13 protein-coding genes are annotated in these 15,860 nt (G+C 74.2%); 7 read left to right on the top strand and 6 right to left on the bottom strand.

Annotation, left to right across the window (positions count from 1 at the left end):
* Positions 1-127 precede the first annotated feature (127 nt).
* The gene (locus PVK74_RS07460) at positions 128-826 is read left to right on the top strand and encodes a CBS domain-containing protein (RefSeq protein WP_030499932.1); all 699 of its coding nucleotides are present in this window, start codon (positions 128-130) and stop codon (positions 824-826) included.
* A 14-nt stretch (positions 827-840) separates the two neighbouring features.
* Here the strand turns inward: PVK74_RS07460 and PVK74_RS07455 are convergent, their stop codons facing one another.
* Complete coding sequence (locus tag PVK74_RS07455; RefSeq protein WP_274478621.1) at positions 841-1,560, bottom strand: helical backbone metal receptor; 720 nt, start codon at positions 1,558-1,560, stop codon at positions 841-843.
* 26 nt (positions 1,561-1,586) lie between these two features.
* Complete coding sequence (locus PVK74_RS07450) at positions 1,587-2,678, bottom strand: DICT sensory domain-containing protein (protein ID WP_043323680.1); 1,092 nt, start codon at positions 2,676-2,678, stop codon at positions 1,587-1,589.
* A 131-nt stretch (positions 2,679-2,809) separates the two neighbouring features.
* On the opposite strand from PVK74_RS07450, the gene PVK74_RS07445 reads away from it, so the two are divergent.
* Both PVK74_RS07445 and PVK74_RS07440 read left to right on the top strand, forming a co-directional pair.
* The gene (locus tag PVK74_RS07445) at positions 2,810-3,676 is read left to right on the top strand and encodes a hypothetical protein (RefSeq protein ID WP_274478620.1); all 867 of its coding nucleotides are present in this window, start codon (positions 2,810-2,812) and stop codon (positions 3,674-3,676) included.
* Between the two features lie 270 nt (positions 3,677-3,946).
* Entirely contained in the window at positions 3,947-5,239 is a 1,293-nt protein-coding gene (locus PVK74_RS07440) for a hypothetical protein (protein ID WP_069088576.1), read from the top strand.
* 234 nt (positions 5,240-5,473) lie between these two features.
* Here the strand turns inward: PVK74_RS07440 and PVK74_RS07435 are convergent, their stop codons facing one another.
* On the bottom strand, positions 5,474-5,821 hold the full coding sequence (locus tag PVK74_RS07435) for a histone-like nucleoid-structuring protein Lsr2 (protein ID WP_043330078.1): 348 nt from the start codon (positions 5,819-5,821) through the stop codon (positions 5,474-5,476).
* Between the two features lie 245 nt (positions 5,822-6,066).
* Here PVK74_RS07435 and lon point away from each other — a divergent pair, with 245 nt between their 5' ends.
* Positions 6,067-8,403, top strand: a complete 2,337-nt coding sequence (gene lon / locus PVK74_RS07430; RefSeq protein WP_113972817.1) for an endopeptidase La — start codon at positions 6,067-6,069, stop codon at positions 8,401-8,403.
* Between the two features lie 60 nt (positions 8,404-8,463).
* Here lon and PVK74_RS07425 read toward each other — a convergent pair whose 3' ends face one another.
* Both PVK74_RS07425 and PVK74_RS07420 read right to left on the bottom strand, forming a co-directional pair.
* Positions 8,464-10,221 (bottom strand): DEAD/DEAH box helicase, encoded by a 1,758-nt coding sequence (locus PVK74_RS07425; protein WP_043323686.1) that lies wholly within the window; start codon positions 10,219-10,221, stop codon positions 8,464-8,466.
* A 118-nt stretch (positions 10,222-10,339) separates the two neighbouring features.
* Positions 10,340-11,167 carry a hypothetical protein gene (locus tag PVK74_RS07420; protein ID WP_274478617.1) on the bottom strand — a complete coding sequence of 276 codons (828 nt, stop codon included), beginning with the start codon at positions 11,165-11,167 and terminating at the stop codon, positions 10,340-10,342.
* A 132-nt stretch (positions 11,168-11,299) separates the two neighbouring features.
* Here PVK74_RS07420 and PVK74_RS07415 point away from each other — a divergent pair, with 132 nt between their 5' ends.
* From PVK74_RS07415 to PVK74_RS07405, 3 genes are read left to right on the top strand one after another with little or no spacing between them, the layout of a single operon-like run.
* On the top strand, positions 11,300-12,445 hold the full coding sequence (locus PVK74_RS07415) for a sensor histidine kinase (protein WP_064445795.1): 1,146 nt from the start codon (positions 11,300-11,302) through the stop codon (positions 12,443-12,445).
* On the top strand, positions 12,442-13,047 hold the full coding sequence (locus tag PVK74_RS07410; RefSeq protein WP_064445796.1) for a response regulator transcription factor: 606 nt from the start codon (positions 12,442-12,444) through the stop codon (positions 13,045-13,047). Before PVK74_RS07415 ends, PVK74_RS07410 begins: the two co-directional genes overlap by 4 nt.
* Before the next feature lie 44 nt (positions 13,048-13,091).
* Positions 13,092-13,625: a 2'-5' RNA ligase family protein gene (locus PVK74_RS07405; RefSeq protein ID WP_274478616.1), complete on the top strand. Its 534-nt coding sequence runs from the start codon at positions 13,092-13,094 to the stop codon at positions 13,623-13,625.
* A gap of 51 nt (positions 13,626-13,676) precedes the next feature.
* On the opposite strand, the gene PVK74_RS07400 is transcribed toward PVK74_RS07405, so the two are convergent.
* On the bottom strand, positions 13,677-15,695 hold the full coding sequence (locus PVK74_RS07400; protein ID WP_227457181.1) for a tachylectin-related carbohydrate-binding protein: 2,019 nt from the start codon (positions 15,693-15,695) through the stop codon (positions 13,677-13,679).
* Between the last annotated feature and the right edge of the window lie 165 nt (positions 15,696-15,860).

Genomic DNA, 15,860 nt, shown 5'->3' with positions numbered 1-15,860 from the left:
ATGACCGGGTCATTGGTCCCGTCCGTACCCGGTCCGGTCGGCCCCTCCCCGCCGGTCCGCCGCCCCTGACCAGGGCGTTTGCGGCGGCCTATCGTCGCCGGTGAAGGCCCGGTACGAGGAGGTCGTGATGAGGACGTGGCAGGTGGCCGACGTGATGACCAGGGACGTCGCGGCGGTGACGGAGCAGACCCCGTACCGCGAGATCGTCGACGTGCTGGTGCGTAAGCGGATCAGCGGCGTGCCGGTGGTCGACTCGTTCCACCGGGTGCTCGGCGTGATCTCCGAGGCGGACCTGCTGCACAAGGTGGAGCGGGCCGGTCACCCGGACGAGCGCCGGGTGTTCGAGGGGCGGCGGCGCCGTACCGCCCGGGAGAAGGCCGACGCGCTGGTGGCCGGGGACCTGATGACCGCACCGGCGGTCACCACCCACGAGCGCGCCTCGCTGGCCGCGACGGCTCGGCTTATGGACCGCGAGGCGGTCAAGCGGGTGCCGGTGCTGGACGACCTGGGCCGGCTGTCCGGCATCGTCACCCGTGGTGACCTGCTCCGGGTGCACCTGCGTACCGACGCGGAGATCCGCGAGGAGGTGGTGCACGAGGTGCTGCGCCGGGTGCTGTCGGTCCGCGACGGCCTGGTCACGGTGCAGGTCCGCGGCGGCGAGGTCACCATGGACGGTCGGCTGGACCGGCGCAGCGCCGTCGAGCTCGCCGGTCGCCTGGCCGGACAGGTCGCGGGCGTGGTCGCCGTGCACAACGCGATCGGGTACGACCTGGACGACACCACGCTGATGGAGCTGGACCCGGTGCACGCCACCCCGGTTGCCTGAGCGTGCCGGCGCGGTCAGGCGGTGGCGCTCGCGAGCTGGGCGGCGAGCAGCGCCGGGGCCTCGGCCAGCGACGGGCCGTACCAGGTGAGGTGCCGGCCGGACACCAGCGCCGCCGGCACCCCCGGGAACGCCTCCGGCCCGTCGTCGGCGGTGAACCGGTACGGCTCGTCGGGCAGCACCACCAGCTCCGGTGACCGGGCGCGCAGCTCGTCGAGAGCGGGCCGGGGATAGCGTTCCGCGTCCCCGGCCCAGCCGTTGAGCACGCCGAGCCGGGCCAGCACGTCCCCGGCGAACGTGTCCCGGCCGAGCACCACCCACGGGCGCCGCCACACCGGCACCACAGCGGTGCGGACGCGCGCCGGCGTGCCCAGGGCCGCCCAGGCGCGACGGGCCGCCGTCAGCCACGGCGGCTCGGCCGGCGCGCCGAGCGCGACCACCAGCTCTCCGAGCTGGTCGAGCGCCTCCGGCACGGTACGCGGGAACGTGACCCGCACCGGCACCCCGGCCGCGCGCAACGCCTCGGCGTCGGCCAGCCGGTTCTCCTCCTCGTTGAGCAGCACCAGATCCGGTTTGAGGGCGAGCACCCGGTCCAGGTCCGGATACTTCGTCCCGCCGACCCGGGCGACGTCCAGCCCGGCCGGATGGGTGCACCAGTCGGTCGCCCCGACCAGCACCTCCGGGCGGGTGGCCGCCACCGCCTCGGTCAGCGACGGCACCAGCGACACCACCCGCACGGCGTGTTCTCCCCTCGTACCGCGGATCAGCGGGCCGGCGCGGTCGCGGCGTCGGCCGTCTCCGGCGGCAGGCCCGCCACCGGCAGGCCCTTGCGGGCCGCCCAGTCGACGGCGGCGCGCAGGTCCGCGGTGGGCAGCGGCCGCCGGGTGCTCACCCCGACCGCCGCGTGCATCGTGTAAACCAGGAACGGGTACGACTTGGCGAGCGCGGCGATCGCGTCGTGCAGGCGGCGCACCACCTCGAGCGCGGCCGGCTCGTCCAGCCCGGGGAGCAGGAGCTGGTACTCGTTCTCGGCGACCCGCAGCGCGCGGTCGACCGGGCGCAGCGCGCCGGTGACGGCGGCGAGCACGGCATGGCCCTCCCGGGCGCCGTTGCGCCGGCCGAACCGTTCCGGCGAGCCGGGCGGCTCGTCCACCCGCAGGCCGACCAGCGCCACCGGCAGCGTGCCCGAGGCGGTCACCCCGTCCATGCCGGCCCACCGGCGCAGGCCCGGCTCGTCCAGGAACGCCTCGGCGGGCTGGACCGGCGGCGTGACCCGGTCGGCGCGGCGGGCCAGCAGCCGCAGCGCCGCCTCGGCGCGCGGCTCGCCCGGTCCGGCCGGGATGTCGCGCACCCGGGCGATCGCCTCGTCCAGCGCCGTGCGCGCCTCGGCGGGCAGCCGCTCGGCGAGTTGTTCGCGCAGCCGGATGGCCTCGTGCAGCGCCTCGTCCCGGCGGAATCCCCAGCGGCCGTCGAAGAGCCGGCCGGCTTCCAGCGTCGGCGCGGGCGTCGCCTCGGCGCGGTCGTGGGCCACGAGGGTGGCGCCGAACCGGGGGCTCAGCACCACCACGCTCCACTCGCGGGCCAGCTCCTCCGCCTCGTCGAGCGTCACGCCGTACGTGCGCTCGGGCAGGTCGGGCGGCGGGCCGCCGACCATCGCCACCACCGTCGCCGCGGCGCGGCCGGCGATGCGCCGGTAGACCTCGCGCTCCCGGTCGAAGTACGGCAGCCGCTGGAACAGGGCGAACACGATCAGCGGGCCGTCCTCGGCCTCGGCGAGCGCGGCCCGCTCGATGGCGTGGGAGAGGGCGACGAGACTGCGTTTGGTGAACTGCTCCGGGGTCCGTCCGCTGTGCACGGGCAGAGCCTAGAGGCACGGACGCGGCTGCGCACCGGTCGGCGGGCCCCGGCGTGCTCCACCGCACCGCCGGAGCGGACGCCCGACGCCCTACACTCGGGCGTCGACCGGACGATGGGGGGCGGGGCGAGATGACGAACACCGGCAGCGTGACCGCCTCCTGGCTGCGGCCGGTCCCGTCCGGCGCGACGCCGTGCCTGACCCGCCACGGGCACGTCGGGTACGCCGGCCGGCGGCTCGGCGAGCTGGTGCAGGGCCGTCCGCCGGGGGTCACCGGCAACCAGTGGAGCACGGCCGGGCGGGCGCCGCTGGACCTGGTGGTCGGCGCCGCCGACACCGGCCTGCCGCGCTTCGCGGTGCGGTTCACCGCGCCCGCGTCCGACGGGTCGCCCGCCCGCCGGGAGGAACGGCTGACAGACGCGGTGTCCGCCGCCGTCGGCCTGCCGCTGCTGCGGGTCGAGTCACCGACGCTGCGCGGCGCCGATCACGTCCGCCGCTTCGTCGAGTACGTCCTGGACGCGCGGGCCTATGCCGAGGGCACCGACCCGGACGCCGGGGACGCGGTCGGCTTCCGGGACATCATCGGCCGGCTGCCGGACGGCCGGCGTGGACCGGTGAACGACCTCGGGGCGCTCGCGCGGGTCGAGGCGGTCGAGGCGTACGTGGCCGGCCGGATCGCCGACCCGATCGTGCGCGGGCTGCACGTGCGCTGGGCCGGCGGCCCGGCGGAGGGCTGGTGCTGGGTCGAGGTGCGGCCCGGCGGCTGCCTGCTGGAGCGGGTACGGCTGACGTCGCGGGGATTCTCCTGCGGCGTGGACCCGGGCCGGCTCGCCGAGGACCTGGCCGCGATGGCGCTGGGGGAGCGACTGCGCGATCTCGACGCCGCCGGGGCGTCCCTGGTGGACCGGGAGGAGCTTCGCGGTCGGGTGCGCGCGCTCGCGGCCCGGCGGGACTCCTTCGACGGCGGCTTCGCCTTCGACCACCTCTGCGCGGACTGAATCCTTCCTGGCCGCGGCGCCGAGCCGACCCCGGCCCGGCACGTCCCGATTTTTTTCGATCTCCGGTTGAACCTTCGCCGACGGCGCTCCGTACCTCATCGGGAATGGACGCAGACTTCCCCGCCGCGCCCGGACGGCGCGGAGACGATGCGGAAAGGGCATCGTCGGCCATCGACGCGCGACCCGAGCGTCGCAGTGATCTCACACCCCGAATTCATCGGTCCGCCGGGATCACCAGTCAACTACCGGATCGAGAAGGAGAGCAATTCGATGCGCAGGTCCACACGGGCGCGCCGGTCATCCGGTAACGCGCGGAGCAAGCGGGTGCTGGCAGTGGTCGGCACGCTCGCGGTCTTCGGCGGCATCGTGGCCGTCACCCAGATCTCGTCCGCCCAGGACCGGCGGACGACCACGCGCGCCGCCTCGGCGTCCTGTGTGCCCGCCAGCCCGGGGGCGACCGCCCCGGACGGCCAGGGCAGCAGCACCCGTACCTGGCAGAACGGCCGCTGGGTCCGTAACCACTGGGGCGACGGCCAGATGTCGCCGGCCGAGTGCCAGCAGACGACCGCGGGTGGCGCCGGCGCCGGCACTCCGACCGTGACCTGCCCGGACGTCCGGGGTCGGCTGCCGCAGGTGCCCGGCCGGGCCCGTGCCGAGGTGGATCGAGAACTGGCGGCGCTGACGTCCCAGATCGCTGAGGCGAACCGGCGGCTCGCGGCGGAGGGCCGCAACGGGGGCGAGTTCATCAACAACGCGATCCTGGGTCCGCTCGCGGACAAGCGGACCGCGGCGCTGAACCGGATCGCCACCGCCATCGGCCGGTTCGGCCAGCGCCCGCAGGGGCTGGACCAGTTCGCCCGGTGCGCGTTGACCGACGTCCCCGGCAACGGTGGGGGTCAGAACGGCGGGGGTCAGAACGGCGGCAACAACAACGGCGGTCAGAACGGGGGCCAGAACGGCGGGAACAACGGCGGCGGGAACAACAACGGCGGCGGCCAGAACAACGGTGGCGGCAACGGGCTGAACGTGCTCGCCAAGGACTGCTCCGGCAGCCAGCTGCAGGGGCACGACGGCTTCCAGAACGGCAACCGGTGCGTCAGCACCGCGTTCGGTGAGGTGGGCGCCGCGGCGAACAACCCGTCGCTGCTGATCACGCAGTTCCCGAACCAGGTGCGGCGCAACCAGCCGTTCACGCTCCGGGTGACCACCAAGAACCTGGTGCGGGACCGCTTCCTCGCGGCCGGGCAGGGCGGCTACTACCTGGAGAGCTCGCTGCTCAACGGTCAGGGCCTGGTGCGCGGCCACTTCCACACCGCCTGCCGGATGCTCGGCAGCACCCGGCAGCCCCCGAACCCGCAGGACGTGCCGGCGTTCTTCGTCGCCACCGAGGACGGCCGCGGCGGCAACCAGCCGGACGACGTGCTGATCCAGATCCCGGGCCTGGCGCAGTCGGGCGTGGCGCAGTGCGCGGTCTGGGCCGGTGACGGCTCGCACCGCATCCCGATGATGGAGCGGGCGAACCAGACTCCCGCCATCGACGTGGTGCGCATCCGGGTCAACTGAGGACACGCGACGGCCGCGGCCGCCCGGGAACCGTCCGGGTGGCCGCGGCCGTGTCGTGTCCGCGTGGTGGGTACGCGAGGCGGGTCCGGCAGGGGAGCGTGGGAATCGTTCCGGGAAGAAGTTTCGTGCCGTCGGACTCCAGCCCGATGAAAGTCACCGACAACACAAAAGGCCGGCCGGGCGCTGCGATTTCTCAGCGTGACCCTGGGATACCCGACGGTGAGTGTTTAGCGCTCAGCGGTTCTTGTACGCCTCGACGACCGACACCGGGATGCGCCCGCGCTCGGAAATCTCGTACCCGTTCTTGGCTGCCCATTCGCGGATGGCGCGGTTCTGCTCGCGGTCCATTCCCGAGGTGCTCGGCCGGCCCGCGCGCCGGGTGGCGCGGGCGACCTCGGTGGCGCCGCGGCCGATCCGCCTGCCAGCGCTGATGTACGGGTCCAGCGCCTTGCGCAGAACGCCCGCGTTCTCGTCGGACACGTCGATCGTGTACGCCACGCCGTCCAGGCTGAACTCGACGGTCCGATCGGCCTTTCCGCCGTCGAGGTCGTCGGTCAGAACGGTGATTACTTTCCTTGCCATCGCCATTACTCCCTGTGTCGGGCGGGGTGTGCTAAGAGTCTGACTTACCTCACGGTAATTTCGCAACAATACCCGCCTCTTTGCATTCGGCGGGTCGTGCCAGGTAAGCGTCGCGGCCAATAGAGGACCGGTGCGCGAACAGGCGTCGGGAAGGCCGGACAGTGGCGTGGGTCACAACCCGGAACAAGGGACACCTTTTGTTACTTGAGCCAGGCACGCTCAACCAACGTGATGGCAGGTGTCCGATGGCAACTCTTCCGGTACTTCCCCTGACCGACACCGTCCTGCTGCCCGGGATGGTCATCCCGGTCACCCTCGACCCGACCACCCAGGCCGCCGTCGACGCGGCCCGCGCCACCGGCGACAAGGAACTCCTGGCCGTGCCCCGCCTCGACGGCGAGTACGGCTCCGTCGGCGTGGTCGCCACGATCGAGAAGGTGGGCCGGCTGCCCAGCGGCGAGCCGGCCGCCGTGATCCGCGGTCTCGTCCGGGCCCGTATCGGCTCCGGCGTGCCCGGTCCCGGCGCCGCGCTCTGGGTCGAGGCCGCGACCCTCGACGAGCCCGCCCCGGCGGGCCGCGCCCGGGAACTCGCCCGCGAGTACCGCGCGCTCATGACCTCGGTGCTCCAGCAGCGCGGCGCCTGGCAGGTGATCGACGCGATGGAGCGGATGACGGACCTGTCCGAGCTGGCCGACTCGGCCGGCTACGCGCCCTGGCTCAGCCTGGCGCAGAAGACCGAGCTGCTCGCCGCGCCGGACGTCACCGCCCGGCTGGAGCTGCTGGTCGGCTGGGTGAAGGAGCACCTGGCCGAGCAGGAGGTCACCGAGCAGATCAACAGCGACGTGCGCGAAGGGCTGGAGAAGTCCCAGCGCGAGTTCCTGCTCCGCCAGCAACTCGCCGCGATCCGCAAGGAACTCGGCGAGGACGAGCCCGACGGCTCCGCCGACTACCGCTCCCGGGTGGAGTCCGCCGACCTGCCGGAGAAGGTACGCGAGGCGGCGCTGCGCGAGGTCGGCAAGCTGGAACGGGCCAGCGACGCCTCACCCGAGGCGGGCTGGATCCGTACCTGGCTGGACACCGTGCTGGAGATGCCGTGGAGCACGCGTACCGCTGACAACACGGACCTGGCCGCGGCGCGGGCCGTGCTCGACGCCGACCACGCCGGCCTGGCCGACGTGAAGGACCGCATCCTGGAGTACCTCGCGGTGCGCAACCGGCGCGCGGAGCGCAACCTCGGCGTGGTCGGCGGACGCGGCTCCGGCGCGGTGCTCGCCCTGGCCGGCCCGCCCGGTGTCGGCAAGACCAGCCTCGGCGAGTCGGTCGCCCGGGCGCTGGGCCGCAACTTCGTCCGCGTCTCCCTCGGCGGCGTCCGGGACGAGGCGGAGATCCGCGGCCACCGGCGCACCTACGTCGGCGCGCTGCCCGGCCGGATCGTGCGGGCGCTGCGCGAGGCCGGCTCGATGAACCCGGTCGTGCTGCTCGACGAGGTCGACAAGCTGGCCGCCGGCTACTCCGGCGACCCGGCGGCGGCTCTGCTGGAGGTGCTCGACCCGGCGCAGAACCACACGTTCCGCGACCACTACCTGGAGGTCGACCTCGACCTGTCCGACGTGCTGTTCCTCGCCACCGCCAACGTGGTGGAGGCGATCCCCGGCCCGCTGCTGGACCGGATGGAGCTGGTCGCGCTGGACGGCTACACCGAGGACGAGAAGGTGGCCATCGCCCGCGACCACCTGCTGCCCCGGCAGCGGGAGCGGGCCGGGCTGACCGGGGAGGAGGTGAGCGTCGCCGACGACGCGCTGGCGCTGATCGCGGGCGAGTACACCCGGGAGGCCGGTGTCCGGCAGCTCGAACGGGCCCTGGCGAAGATCCTGCGCAAGGTGGCCGTCGCGCTCGCCACGGACGCCGCGCCGGTACACGTGGACGCCGGGAACCTGGCCCGCTACCTGGGCCGGCCGAAGTTCACCCCGGAGTCGGCCGAGCGGACCGCCGTGCCCGGCGTGGCGACCGGCCTGGCCGTCACCGGCGCCGGTGGCGACGTGCTGTTCATCGAGGCCACCACCATGGAGGGCGAGCCCGGGCTGACGCTCACCGGGCAGCTCGGCGACGTGATGAAGGAGTCCGCGCACATCGCGTGGTCGTACCTGCGATCGAACGGGCGGCGCTACGGGCTGGACCCGAACGCGCTGGCCGGGCGGCGGATCCACCTGCACGTCCCGGCGGGCGCGGTACCGAAGGACGGCCCGAGCGCCGGCATCACCATGGTGACCGCGCTGGCCTCACTGGTGACCGGGCGTCCGGTGCGGCCCGAGTTCGGGATGACCGGCGAGGTGACGCTCTCCGGCCGGGTGCTGCCGATCGGCGGGGTGAAGCAGAAGCTGCTCGCCGCGCACCGGGCCGGTCTCACCGAGGTGATCATCCCGAAGCGCAACGAGCCGGACCTGGACGACCTGCCGGCGCAGGTGCGGGAGGCGCTGACCGTGCACACCCTGTCCGACGTGGCGGACGTGCTCGCGCTGGCGCTGCGCCCAGCCGAACTCGACACGCAGGCGCTGGACGGCCCGGCGCTCGCCGCGGCCTGACGGCCGTCGCCCCGGCCACCGTACGCACGGTGGCCGGGGCGACGCCGTGTCCGCCCGCGCTCAGCGCCGGTCGCGCCGCTCGTAACCCCGGTCGCGGCGCTCACCGGAACCGTCGCCGTCCCGGTCCCGGCGTACGGTCGCCTTACGGCCCTTGATCGTGGTGCCCCGCAGCCCTGAGATGATCTCGTCGGCCACCGCCTGCGGCACCTCGACCAGCGAGAACCGGTCGGCGATCTCGATCGAGCCGATGTCCCGGCCACTGATCCGGGTCTCCCCGGTGATCGCGCCGACCAGGTCCTGCGGCCGTACCCCGGCGCGTCGGCCCAGCCCGATGAAGACCTGGGTGGTCCCCCCGGTACGCGGACGGCCCGGGCCCCGGCGCTCGCCCCGCCCACCGGTCTCCGGGCGGCCCTCGCGCGGGCCCCGGACCGGAACCTGCGGGATCTCCTCCTCGTCGTCCGAGCCGGGCGACGTCGCCTCGTGCGCCAGCTTCACCGCCGCCAGCGCCACCTCCACCAGGTCGAACTCGTCGGTCAGCGACTCGACGATCACCCGGTACGGGTCGAGGTCGTCCTCCAGCAGGCTCTCCCGCAGCGCGCCCTGGGTCAGCTCCAGCCGCCGGGTGCGCATGTCCGCCACCGTGGGGATCTTGTCGATGGTGATCCGCTGGCCGGTGACCCGCTCGATGGTCTTGAGCATCCGGTGCTCGCGCGGCTCGGCGAGCGTGATCGCCACACCCTCCCGCCCGGCCCGGCCGACCCGGCCGATCCGGTGCACGTACGACTCCGGCGCCGACGGGACGTCGTAGTTGACCACGTGGGTGAGCTGCTCGACGTCCAGCCCCCGGGCGGCCACGTCGGTGGCGACCAGCAGGTCCGCCGTACCGGCGCGCAGCCGGCCCATCACCCGGTCCCGCTGCTCCTGGCTCATCCCGCCGTGCAGCGCCTCGGCCCGGTAGCCCCGGCCGTTCATCGTCTCGGTGAGCCGGTCGACCTCCTCGCGGCTGCGGCAGAACACGATCGCCGCGGTCGGCGACTCCACGTCCAGCACCCGGCCCAGCGCGGCCGGCTTGTGCCCCCGGGCCACGATGTACGCGCTCTGCCGTACCCGGGGCGCCTCCCCGGCGACCGGCCGCTCCCGCTCGATCTGGATCCGGACCGGATCGGTCAGGTGCTGCCGGGCCAGCCCGTCGATGCGAGCCGGCATGGTGGCCGAGAACAGCACCGTCTGCCGGCCGGCCGGCGCGTGCTCCAGGATCGCCTCGATGTCCTCGGCGAAGCCCATGTCGAGCATCTCGTCCGCCTCGTCCAGCACCACCGTGGCCAGCGCGCCCAGCCGCAGCGTGCCCCGGGCGATGTGGTCCAGGGCCCGGCCCGGCGTCGCGACCACCACGTCGACCCCGTGGTCGAGCGCGCGCAGCTGCCGGCCGATCGGCTGCCCGCCGTAGATCGGCAGCACCCGGGCGCCCAGGTCCTTGCCGTAGCGGTGGAACGCCTCGGAGACCTGCACGGCCAGCTCACGGGTCGGCACCAGCACCAGCGACACCGGGTCGCCGTCCGGCCGTCCCACCGGCATCCGCTGCAGCAGCGGCAGCGCGAACGCGGCGGTCTTGCCCGTACCGGTCGCCGCCTGTCCCAGCAGATCCTGCCCGGCCAGCAGCGGGGGGATCGCCTCCCGCTGGATCGGGGTGGGTTCCTCGTAGCCGAGCGCGGCCAGCGCGCCCAGCAACTCGGTGCGCAGCCCGAGATCCGCGAAGGCGGTGGCGTCCTCGGCGTCGGCGGGAATGGCGGGGTCGGTCGGGGTCGGTGCGGCGGTCATGCGACAAGTTTTTCATCACCGCCGCGCGGCGGTCGCGGCGACCGGGCCAAACGTTCGCCGCGCCACCTGCGTGCCGTCCCCTCCGGGTGGTCCGGCGTGGCCCCGTGCCCCCGCCGGATCACCGGGACAGGACGGCCAGCAACGTGGTGAAACCGACCGCGACGTCGAACACCGCGCACCACAGCGCGTACCCGCGCGGCACCACCGCGCCGGTGCGGTGGTACCAGGCGTCCCAGGCGGCGTGGACGAGCCAGCCCACGCCGACGAGCACCCCGGCGACGTCGGCGGACGCGACCGTCGCCACGACCGCCAGGCCGCCCCATCCGGCCGCCCCGGCGAGCTGCGCGGCCAGCGCGCGCCGGTCGCCCCACTGCCGCCGCCAGGTGCCGATCAGCAGGTAGCCGGCCGGCAGGACCAGCAGCGTCCACGGCGCGAAGACGGTCGGCGCGAACCACATGTCCACGGTCATGAGCAGCGCCAGCCCGGCCGGCCACCCGCGCGCCACGGCTGCCGCGACCGGGTGTCGGCGGGGCGGCGCGGCGGACGTGTGCCGGTGCCGCAGCGCCACCAGCAGCATCGCCGGCACCATCAGCAGGTGGCCGCCGAGCAGCAGCGCGTCGTCCCCGGCCCACCCCGCCCACCAGGGCGGGAGCAGCAGCAGGAACGGCACGTACATGGCCGCCGACATCTCCGCGGTGGCGGCCCGCCCGTACCCCCGGTGCCACATCCACGCGGCCATGCCCGCCGCCATGTTCGTCGCCATCACCAGCGCGCCCACGTCCGGCCGCGCCAGCACCGCCGCGCCGCCCAGCACGTCCGCGCCCACCCGCCACAGCGGCCCGAGCAGCACCATCCCGGCCAGCATCGCCACCACCATCGCGGCCAGGTGCCGCGTCCGCGCCCACCCGGCCCACCGCCGGGGTACGACCACAGTCATCTCCGTCATGCCCCGACCCTGCCGCCGCCGGGCGCACCGGAGAAGGCGCGTCAGTCATCGGGAAACCGTGCGGATCGCACGGCCCGGCCGTGACGTTTCTCAGGAGTGGGCGGACCGGTGCACGCCCTAGGATCAGCGGGCATGAGCGTCGATCCGGCGGACCACCGGCTGCGCCGGGCCCGGCGGGTCACGCTGCTGTCGCTGGCCACGAACGTGTGGACGACGGTGCTGCTGCCAGCGGTCGGACTGGCCCGCGAACCCGACCCGGTACGCGTCGCGCTCGGCGCCGCCGGGCTGCTCGTGTTCACCGCCGCCCAGGTCGCGGTGCTGCACGCCGCCGTCACGCCGTGGCTGCCCGTGCCGGCGCGCCGCCGCCGGCACGCCGCGCTGACCGTGGCGGCGCTGCTCAGCCTGCCGCTGCTCGGCCCGGTCGCGGCCGGCTCCTGGCCCACCTGGGCGTGGCTCGGCGCGTCGCTGGTCGGCATGACGCCGCTGCTGTTCCGGCCCGTCGTGGCGGCGGTGGCGGCGGCCGGCGTCCTCGCGGCGTCCGCGGCCGTCACCTGGTGGACCGATGGCCCGCTGACCACGGCGCTGCTGGTCACCGGCCTGGTGGGGGCCGGGATAGCCGCGCTCACCTGGGTCCAGGTCTGGTTCTGGGACCTGCTGGTCGAGGCCCGGCAGGGGCAGGCCGCCCAGGCCCGGCTGGCCGCCGCCGAGGAACGGCTGCGCTTCGCCCGGGACGTGCACGACCTGCTCGGCCACGACCTGACGGTGATCGCGCTGAAGGCCGAGCTGGCCGAGCGGCTGGCGCCGACCGACCCGGACCGGGCCGCCCGGGAGGCGGCGCAGGCGCGGCGGCTCGCCGCAACGGCGCTGACCCGGGTACGCGCGGCGGTGCACGGCTACCGCGCCGTCGACCTGGCCGAGCAGGCCGCCGCGGTGGGGGAGGTGCTGCGCTCCAGCGGCGTACGCACGACTGTGGTCCCGCCGTCCGGCGAGGTGCCCGGTCCGGTCGCCGCCGACCTGGCCGCGGTGCTGCGTGAGGCCGGGACGAACGTGCTGCGGCACAGCCGGGCCGGCTGGTGCCGGATCGAGATCACCCGGGAGGACACGGCGGTGACGCTGACCGTACGCAACGACGGCGTGCGTGACGGCGACGGCCCGGACCGGCTCAGCGGCGGCCTGCGCGGCCTGTCCGACCGGCTCGCCCCGGTCGGCGGCCGGGTCCGGGCGGACGCCGCCGACGGCGTGTTCAGCCTGGTCGCGACCGTGCCGGTGGCGCGATGATCCGGGTGCTGCTGGCCGACGACGAGGAGCTGATCCGGCTCGCCCTCGCCGCGCTGCTCGACCTGGAGCCGGACATCGAGGTGGTGGCGCACGCGGGCGACGGGCGCGCGGCCCTGGACGCGGCGCTTGCCCACCGGCCGGACGTCGCCGTGCTCGACCTGGAGATGCCGGCGCCCGGCGGGGTCGAGGTCGCCGCCGAGCTGACCCGGGCGCTGCCCGGCTGCGCCCCGGTGATCCTCACCGGACACGGCCGCCCCGCCCAGCTCCGGCCGGCGCTGGCCGCCGGAGTGCGCGGCTTCCTCGCCAAGGGCGCTCCCGGCGGCGCGCTGGCCGACGTGATCCGCCGCGTGCACTCCGGCGCCCGGTACGTCGATCCGGCGCTCGCGGCCGACGCGCTCACCCTGCCCGAGTGCCCGTTGACACCACGCGAGCTGGAGACGCTGCGCCTGGCTGAGCTGGGCACCCCGGTCGCGGTGATCGCCCGGCGTACCCACCTGGCCGCCGGGACGGTCCGCAACCACCTGAGCGCCTGCGTGCAGAAGCTCGGCGCCGCGAACCGGGCCGAAGCGGTACGGCTCGCCCGCGAGGCCGGCTGGCTCTGAGGTACGGGACGTCGTGGCACGCTGCCGGCGGCTAGCCTGATCACGTGCGGACGGTCGAACTGCTCTGCTCATCCGAACTGGAAGCGGCGGTTCGCGCTGCCTGGGACCGGCTCGCCGCCGCCGGGCTGCCCAGCCTGGCCCGCAACACGCACCCGACGAACCGGCCGCACCTGACGCTCGCCTCCGTCGAGGAGTTCCCGCCCGGCGCCGAGCAGCGACTGGCCGACCTCTGCGACGCGGCGCTGCCGCTGCCGGTGCGGCTGGACCGGGTGGCGGTGCTCGACGGCACCGCGCCGCTGGTGTGGCTGGTCCATCCGACGCCGCAGCTCGCAGCGTTGCACGGCGCGGTCTGGGACGTGCTCGCCGAGGCGTCCGGTGCGCGTTCGTGGCATCTGCCCGGTCGCTGGATTCCCCACCTGAGCCTGGCGTTGCGCTTCGGCGGCGCGGACCGGCGCCGGGCCCGGGCGGTCGCCGGAGCGGGCCGCCCGGCCGGGGCGTTCGTGGCGGCGCGCAGCTACGACGCCGACACCCGCACGATCAGCGAGCTGACCGCCGCCTGCCCGCGTCCCGGCGGCTGACCGGACGCGCGCCGGCCGGCGGACCTGATGCGGTCCGCCGGCCGGTTCAGGTCAGCGCTTGAGCTGCGGGACGGTCGCCCGGGTAAAACCGGGGGCGCCCGTGCCGCGGGCCAGCGCGTTCACGTCCTGCGCCTGGAAGGCGGCGACGGAACCGTTGAGGGTACGGCTCACGAACGCCACCGTCGTGCCGTTGCTGTTCTGGAAGGTGAACAGGGTCGGGTCGGCGGGGTAGGTCGGGCCCGATTCCGCGCTGCCGTAGACCGCCCAGTCGCCCCACACCTCGGAGCCCTGCGCGGTCTCCCACGAGGACGCCAGCGTGTTGTCGGTGGTGCGGGTCACCACCACGACCCGGCCCAGGTTCGGGTCGAGGATCGCGCTCGGGTTGCCGGCGGCCGTGACCGTCGCCGGGCCGACCGCGCTCCAGGTGCCACTCCAGGTGCCGTCGGCGTTCTGGTACTGCCGCTTGACGGTGCCGTCGTCGCCGCGGGCGAAGACCATCGCCCGCCGGCCCGGCATCATCACCACGGCCGGGGTGCCGGTGAGCCCGCTGCCGCCGATGCTGGTGAACGGCGTGGTCAGCGCCCGGTTGCGGTAGGTCGCGGTCTGCACGGCGCCGGTCCCGTCGACCGCGGTGATCGTGGCCGACCCGTCGGTGCCGACCGTGACAGCGGGGTTGCCGGTCAGACCCGAGCCGCCCAGCTTCGTCCAGCCGATCAGGTCGCCGTTGTCGCCGTCCTGCGGACGGACCCAGAGCGCCCCGCTGGCGTCCAGGCCGAACAGGGCGAGGGTGTCGTCGGAGAGACGGACCGCGACCGGCTCGGACTGCATGCCGCCGGCCAGGCCCGCCCACGAGCCCCACGCGGGGCTGCCGGGCGCGCTCTGGGTGAGCATGCGGATGTCGCTGGTGGCCTGGTGGGCGAAGAGGCGGACGTTGCGGGACTTGTCCGCCACCAGCGAGGGCTTGCCGGTGGAGCTCTCGACGCTCTCCACCGGGGTCCACTGGATCGACGAGAACGCGTCGGGGTTGGTCTGCCGGCCGTGGATCGTCCGGCCGATGTTGTCGACGTATGAGTACTCGACGGCGCCGAGCTGGGCGCCGTCGGCTGGTGGCGCCTGCATCACCGAGATCGGGCTGTGCTGCTGCGTCGGGGTCGACGGCTTGACCGGGCCGACGAGCGCCCCCTGGTGGCAGATGTTCGTGGTGGCGAGCACGTTGGGGAAGTTCATCCCGTCGATGCTCTGTGACTGCACCGGCCACCCGCCGGCCTCTTCGTCGTACCGGTACTGGATCACCTTGCCCGTCGACTGGACGCCGAACAGGGTGTCGCCGCCGGCGGTGAAGAGGCCCTTGGTGAAGCTGGCGAAGCCGCTGCTGCCGACCAGCTTGTCGCGCATCAGCCAGCGCTCGGTCGACGGGTCGAACCGGTAGCGGTGCAGCGTGCCGCCGCTGGCCAGCCGGGCGTACAGCACGCCGGGGCTGGTGGCGACGACCAGGTTGTACTTCTCCCAGCCGGTGTCGATCACCTTGCCGGAGATCACCCACTTGCGGCTCGGCTCGTCGAACCGGTACCAGCGCAGCTTGCCCGCGTTGTCGATCAGGTAGAAGTCGCCCGCCTCGTCGACGGTGATCTTGTCGCGGAACGCGGCGGTCGCGTACCCGGTGAAGCTGGAACTGATCAGCCAGTTCTGCTTTCCGTCCACCAGTTCCCAGGAAGTGCCGACCCGGCGGTAGCGATTCAGGCCGGTGGAGTTGATGGTGTAGATGCGGCCGCCGGGGCCGCCGAGGATCCGGCCGAACGTCCAGCCGCTCGAGCCGATCTTTTCGTCGGCACCCCAGGACAGCGACGGGGTGAGCGGATTGCGCAGGTCACGACGGTAGAGCAGCCCGGTTGTGGTGTTGTAGAAGAACGGCACCGCGCCGGTGCAGCTGAATGCGTCGGCGGCCTGTGCCGGAGCGGCGTGGAACGGAGCCGTCAGCGCTCCGGCAGCAATTGTCAGCGCCGTACCGAAACCCAGAAGGGTGCGACGGCGTGCACCATTTCTCCACAGCGTCCGATGACGTTTGTCCACTTTCCACTCTCCCCGATAATTGGCGCACGGAAAAGCCGCGCGGATATGCGTCGATCCCGCGACCGATGCGTGGCTGCCCCGTTTGTCAGGTCGGCCCAACGCCGACCGAGCGTCATGATGCACGACACCCACGGTTTCCGCTACCGCCCGCGTCCGGTCCGGTCG

Source organism: Micromonospora chalcea, assembly GCF_028768405.1.
In the GTDB taxonomy this organism is placed as follows: Bacteria; Actinomycetota; Actinomycetes; order Mycobacteriales; family Micromonosporaceae; genus Micromonospora; species Micromonospora chalcea.
Note: the sequence above shows the minus strand (reverse complement) of the source record. Positions and strands in the feature narration are given on the sequence as shown.

Bases quoted from the DNA above. Each gene is read 5' to 3' on its own strand.
- PVK74_RS07410 (WP_064445796.1), top strand. From the start codon at position 12,442: ATGATCCGGGTGCTGCTGGCCGACGACGAGGAGCTGATCCGGCTCGCC.
- PVK74_RS07435 (WP_043330078.1), bottom strand. From the start codon at position 5,821: ATGGCAAGGAAAGTAATCACCGTTCTGACCGACGACCTCGACGGCGGA.
- lon (WP_113972817.1), top strand. From the start codon at position 6,067: ATGGCAACTCTTCCGGTACTTCCCCTGACCGACACCGTCCTGCTGCCC.
- PVK74_RS07425 (WP_043323686.1), bottom strand. From the start codon at position 10,221: ATGACCGCCGCACCGACCCCGACCGACCCCGCCATTCCCGCCGACGCC.
- PVK74_RS07415 (WP_064445795.1), top strand. From the start codon at position 11,300: ATGAGCGTCGATCCGGCGGACCACCGGCTGCGCCGGGCCCGGCGGGTC.
- PVK74_RS07460 (WP_030499932.1), top strand. From the start codon at position 128: ATGAGGACGTGGCAGGTGGCCGACGTGATGACCAGGGACGTCGCGGCG.
- PVK74_RS07440 (WP_069088576.1), top strand. From the start codon at position 3,947: ATGCGCAGGTCCACACGGGCGCGCCGGTCATCCGGTAACGCGCGGAGC.
- PVK74_RS07420 (WP_274478617.1), bottom strand. From the start codon at position 11,167: ATGACGGAGATGACTGTGGTCGTACCCCGGCGGTGGGCCGGGTGGGCG.
- PVK74_RS07445 (WP_274478620.1), top strand. From the start codon at position 2,810: ATGACGAACACCGGCAGCGTGACCGCCTCCTGGCTGCGGCCGGTCCCG.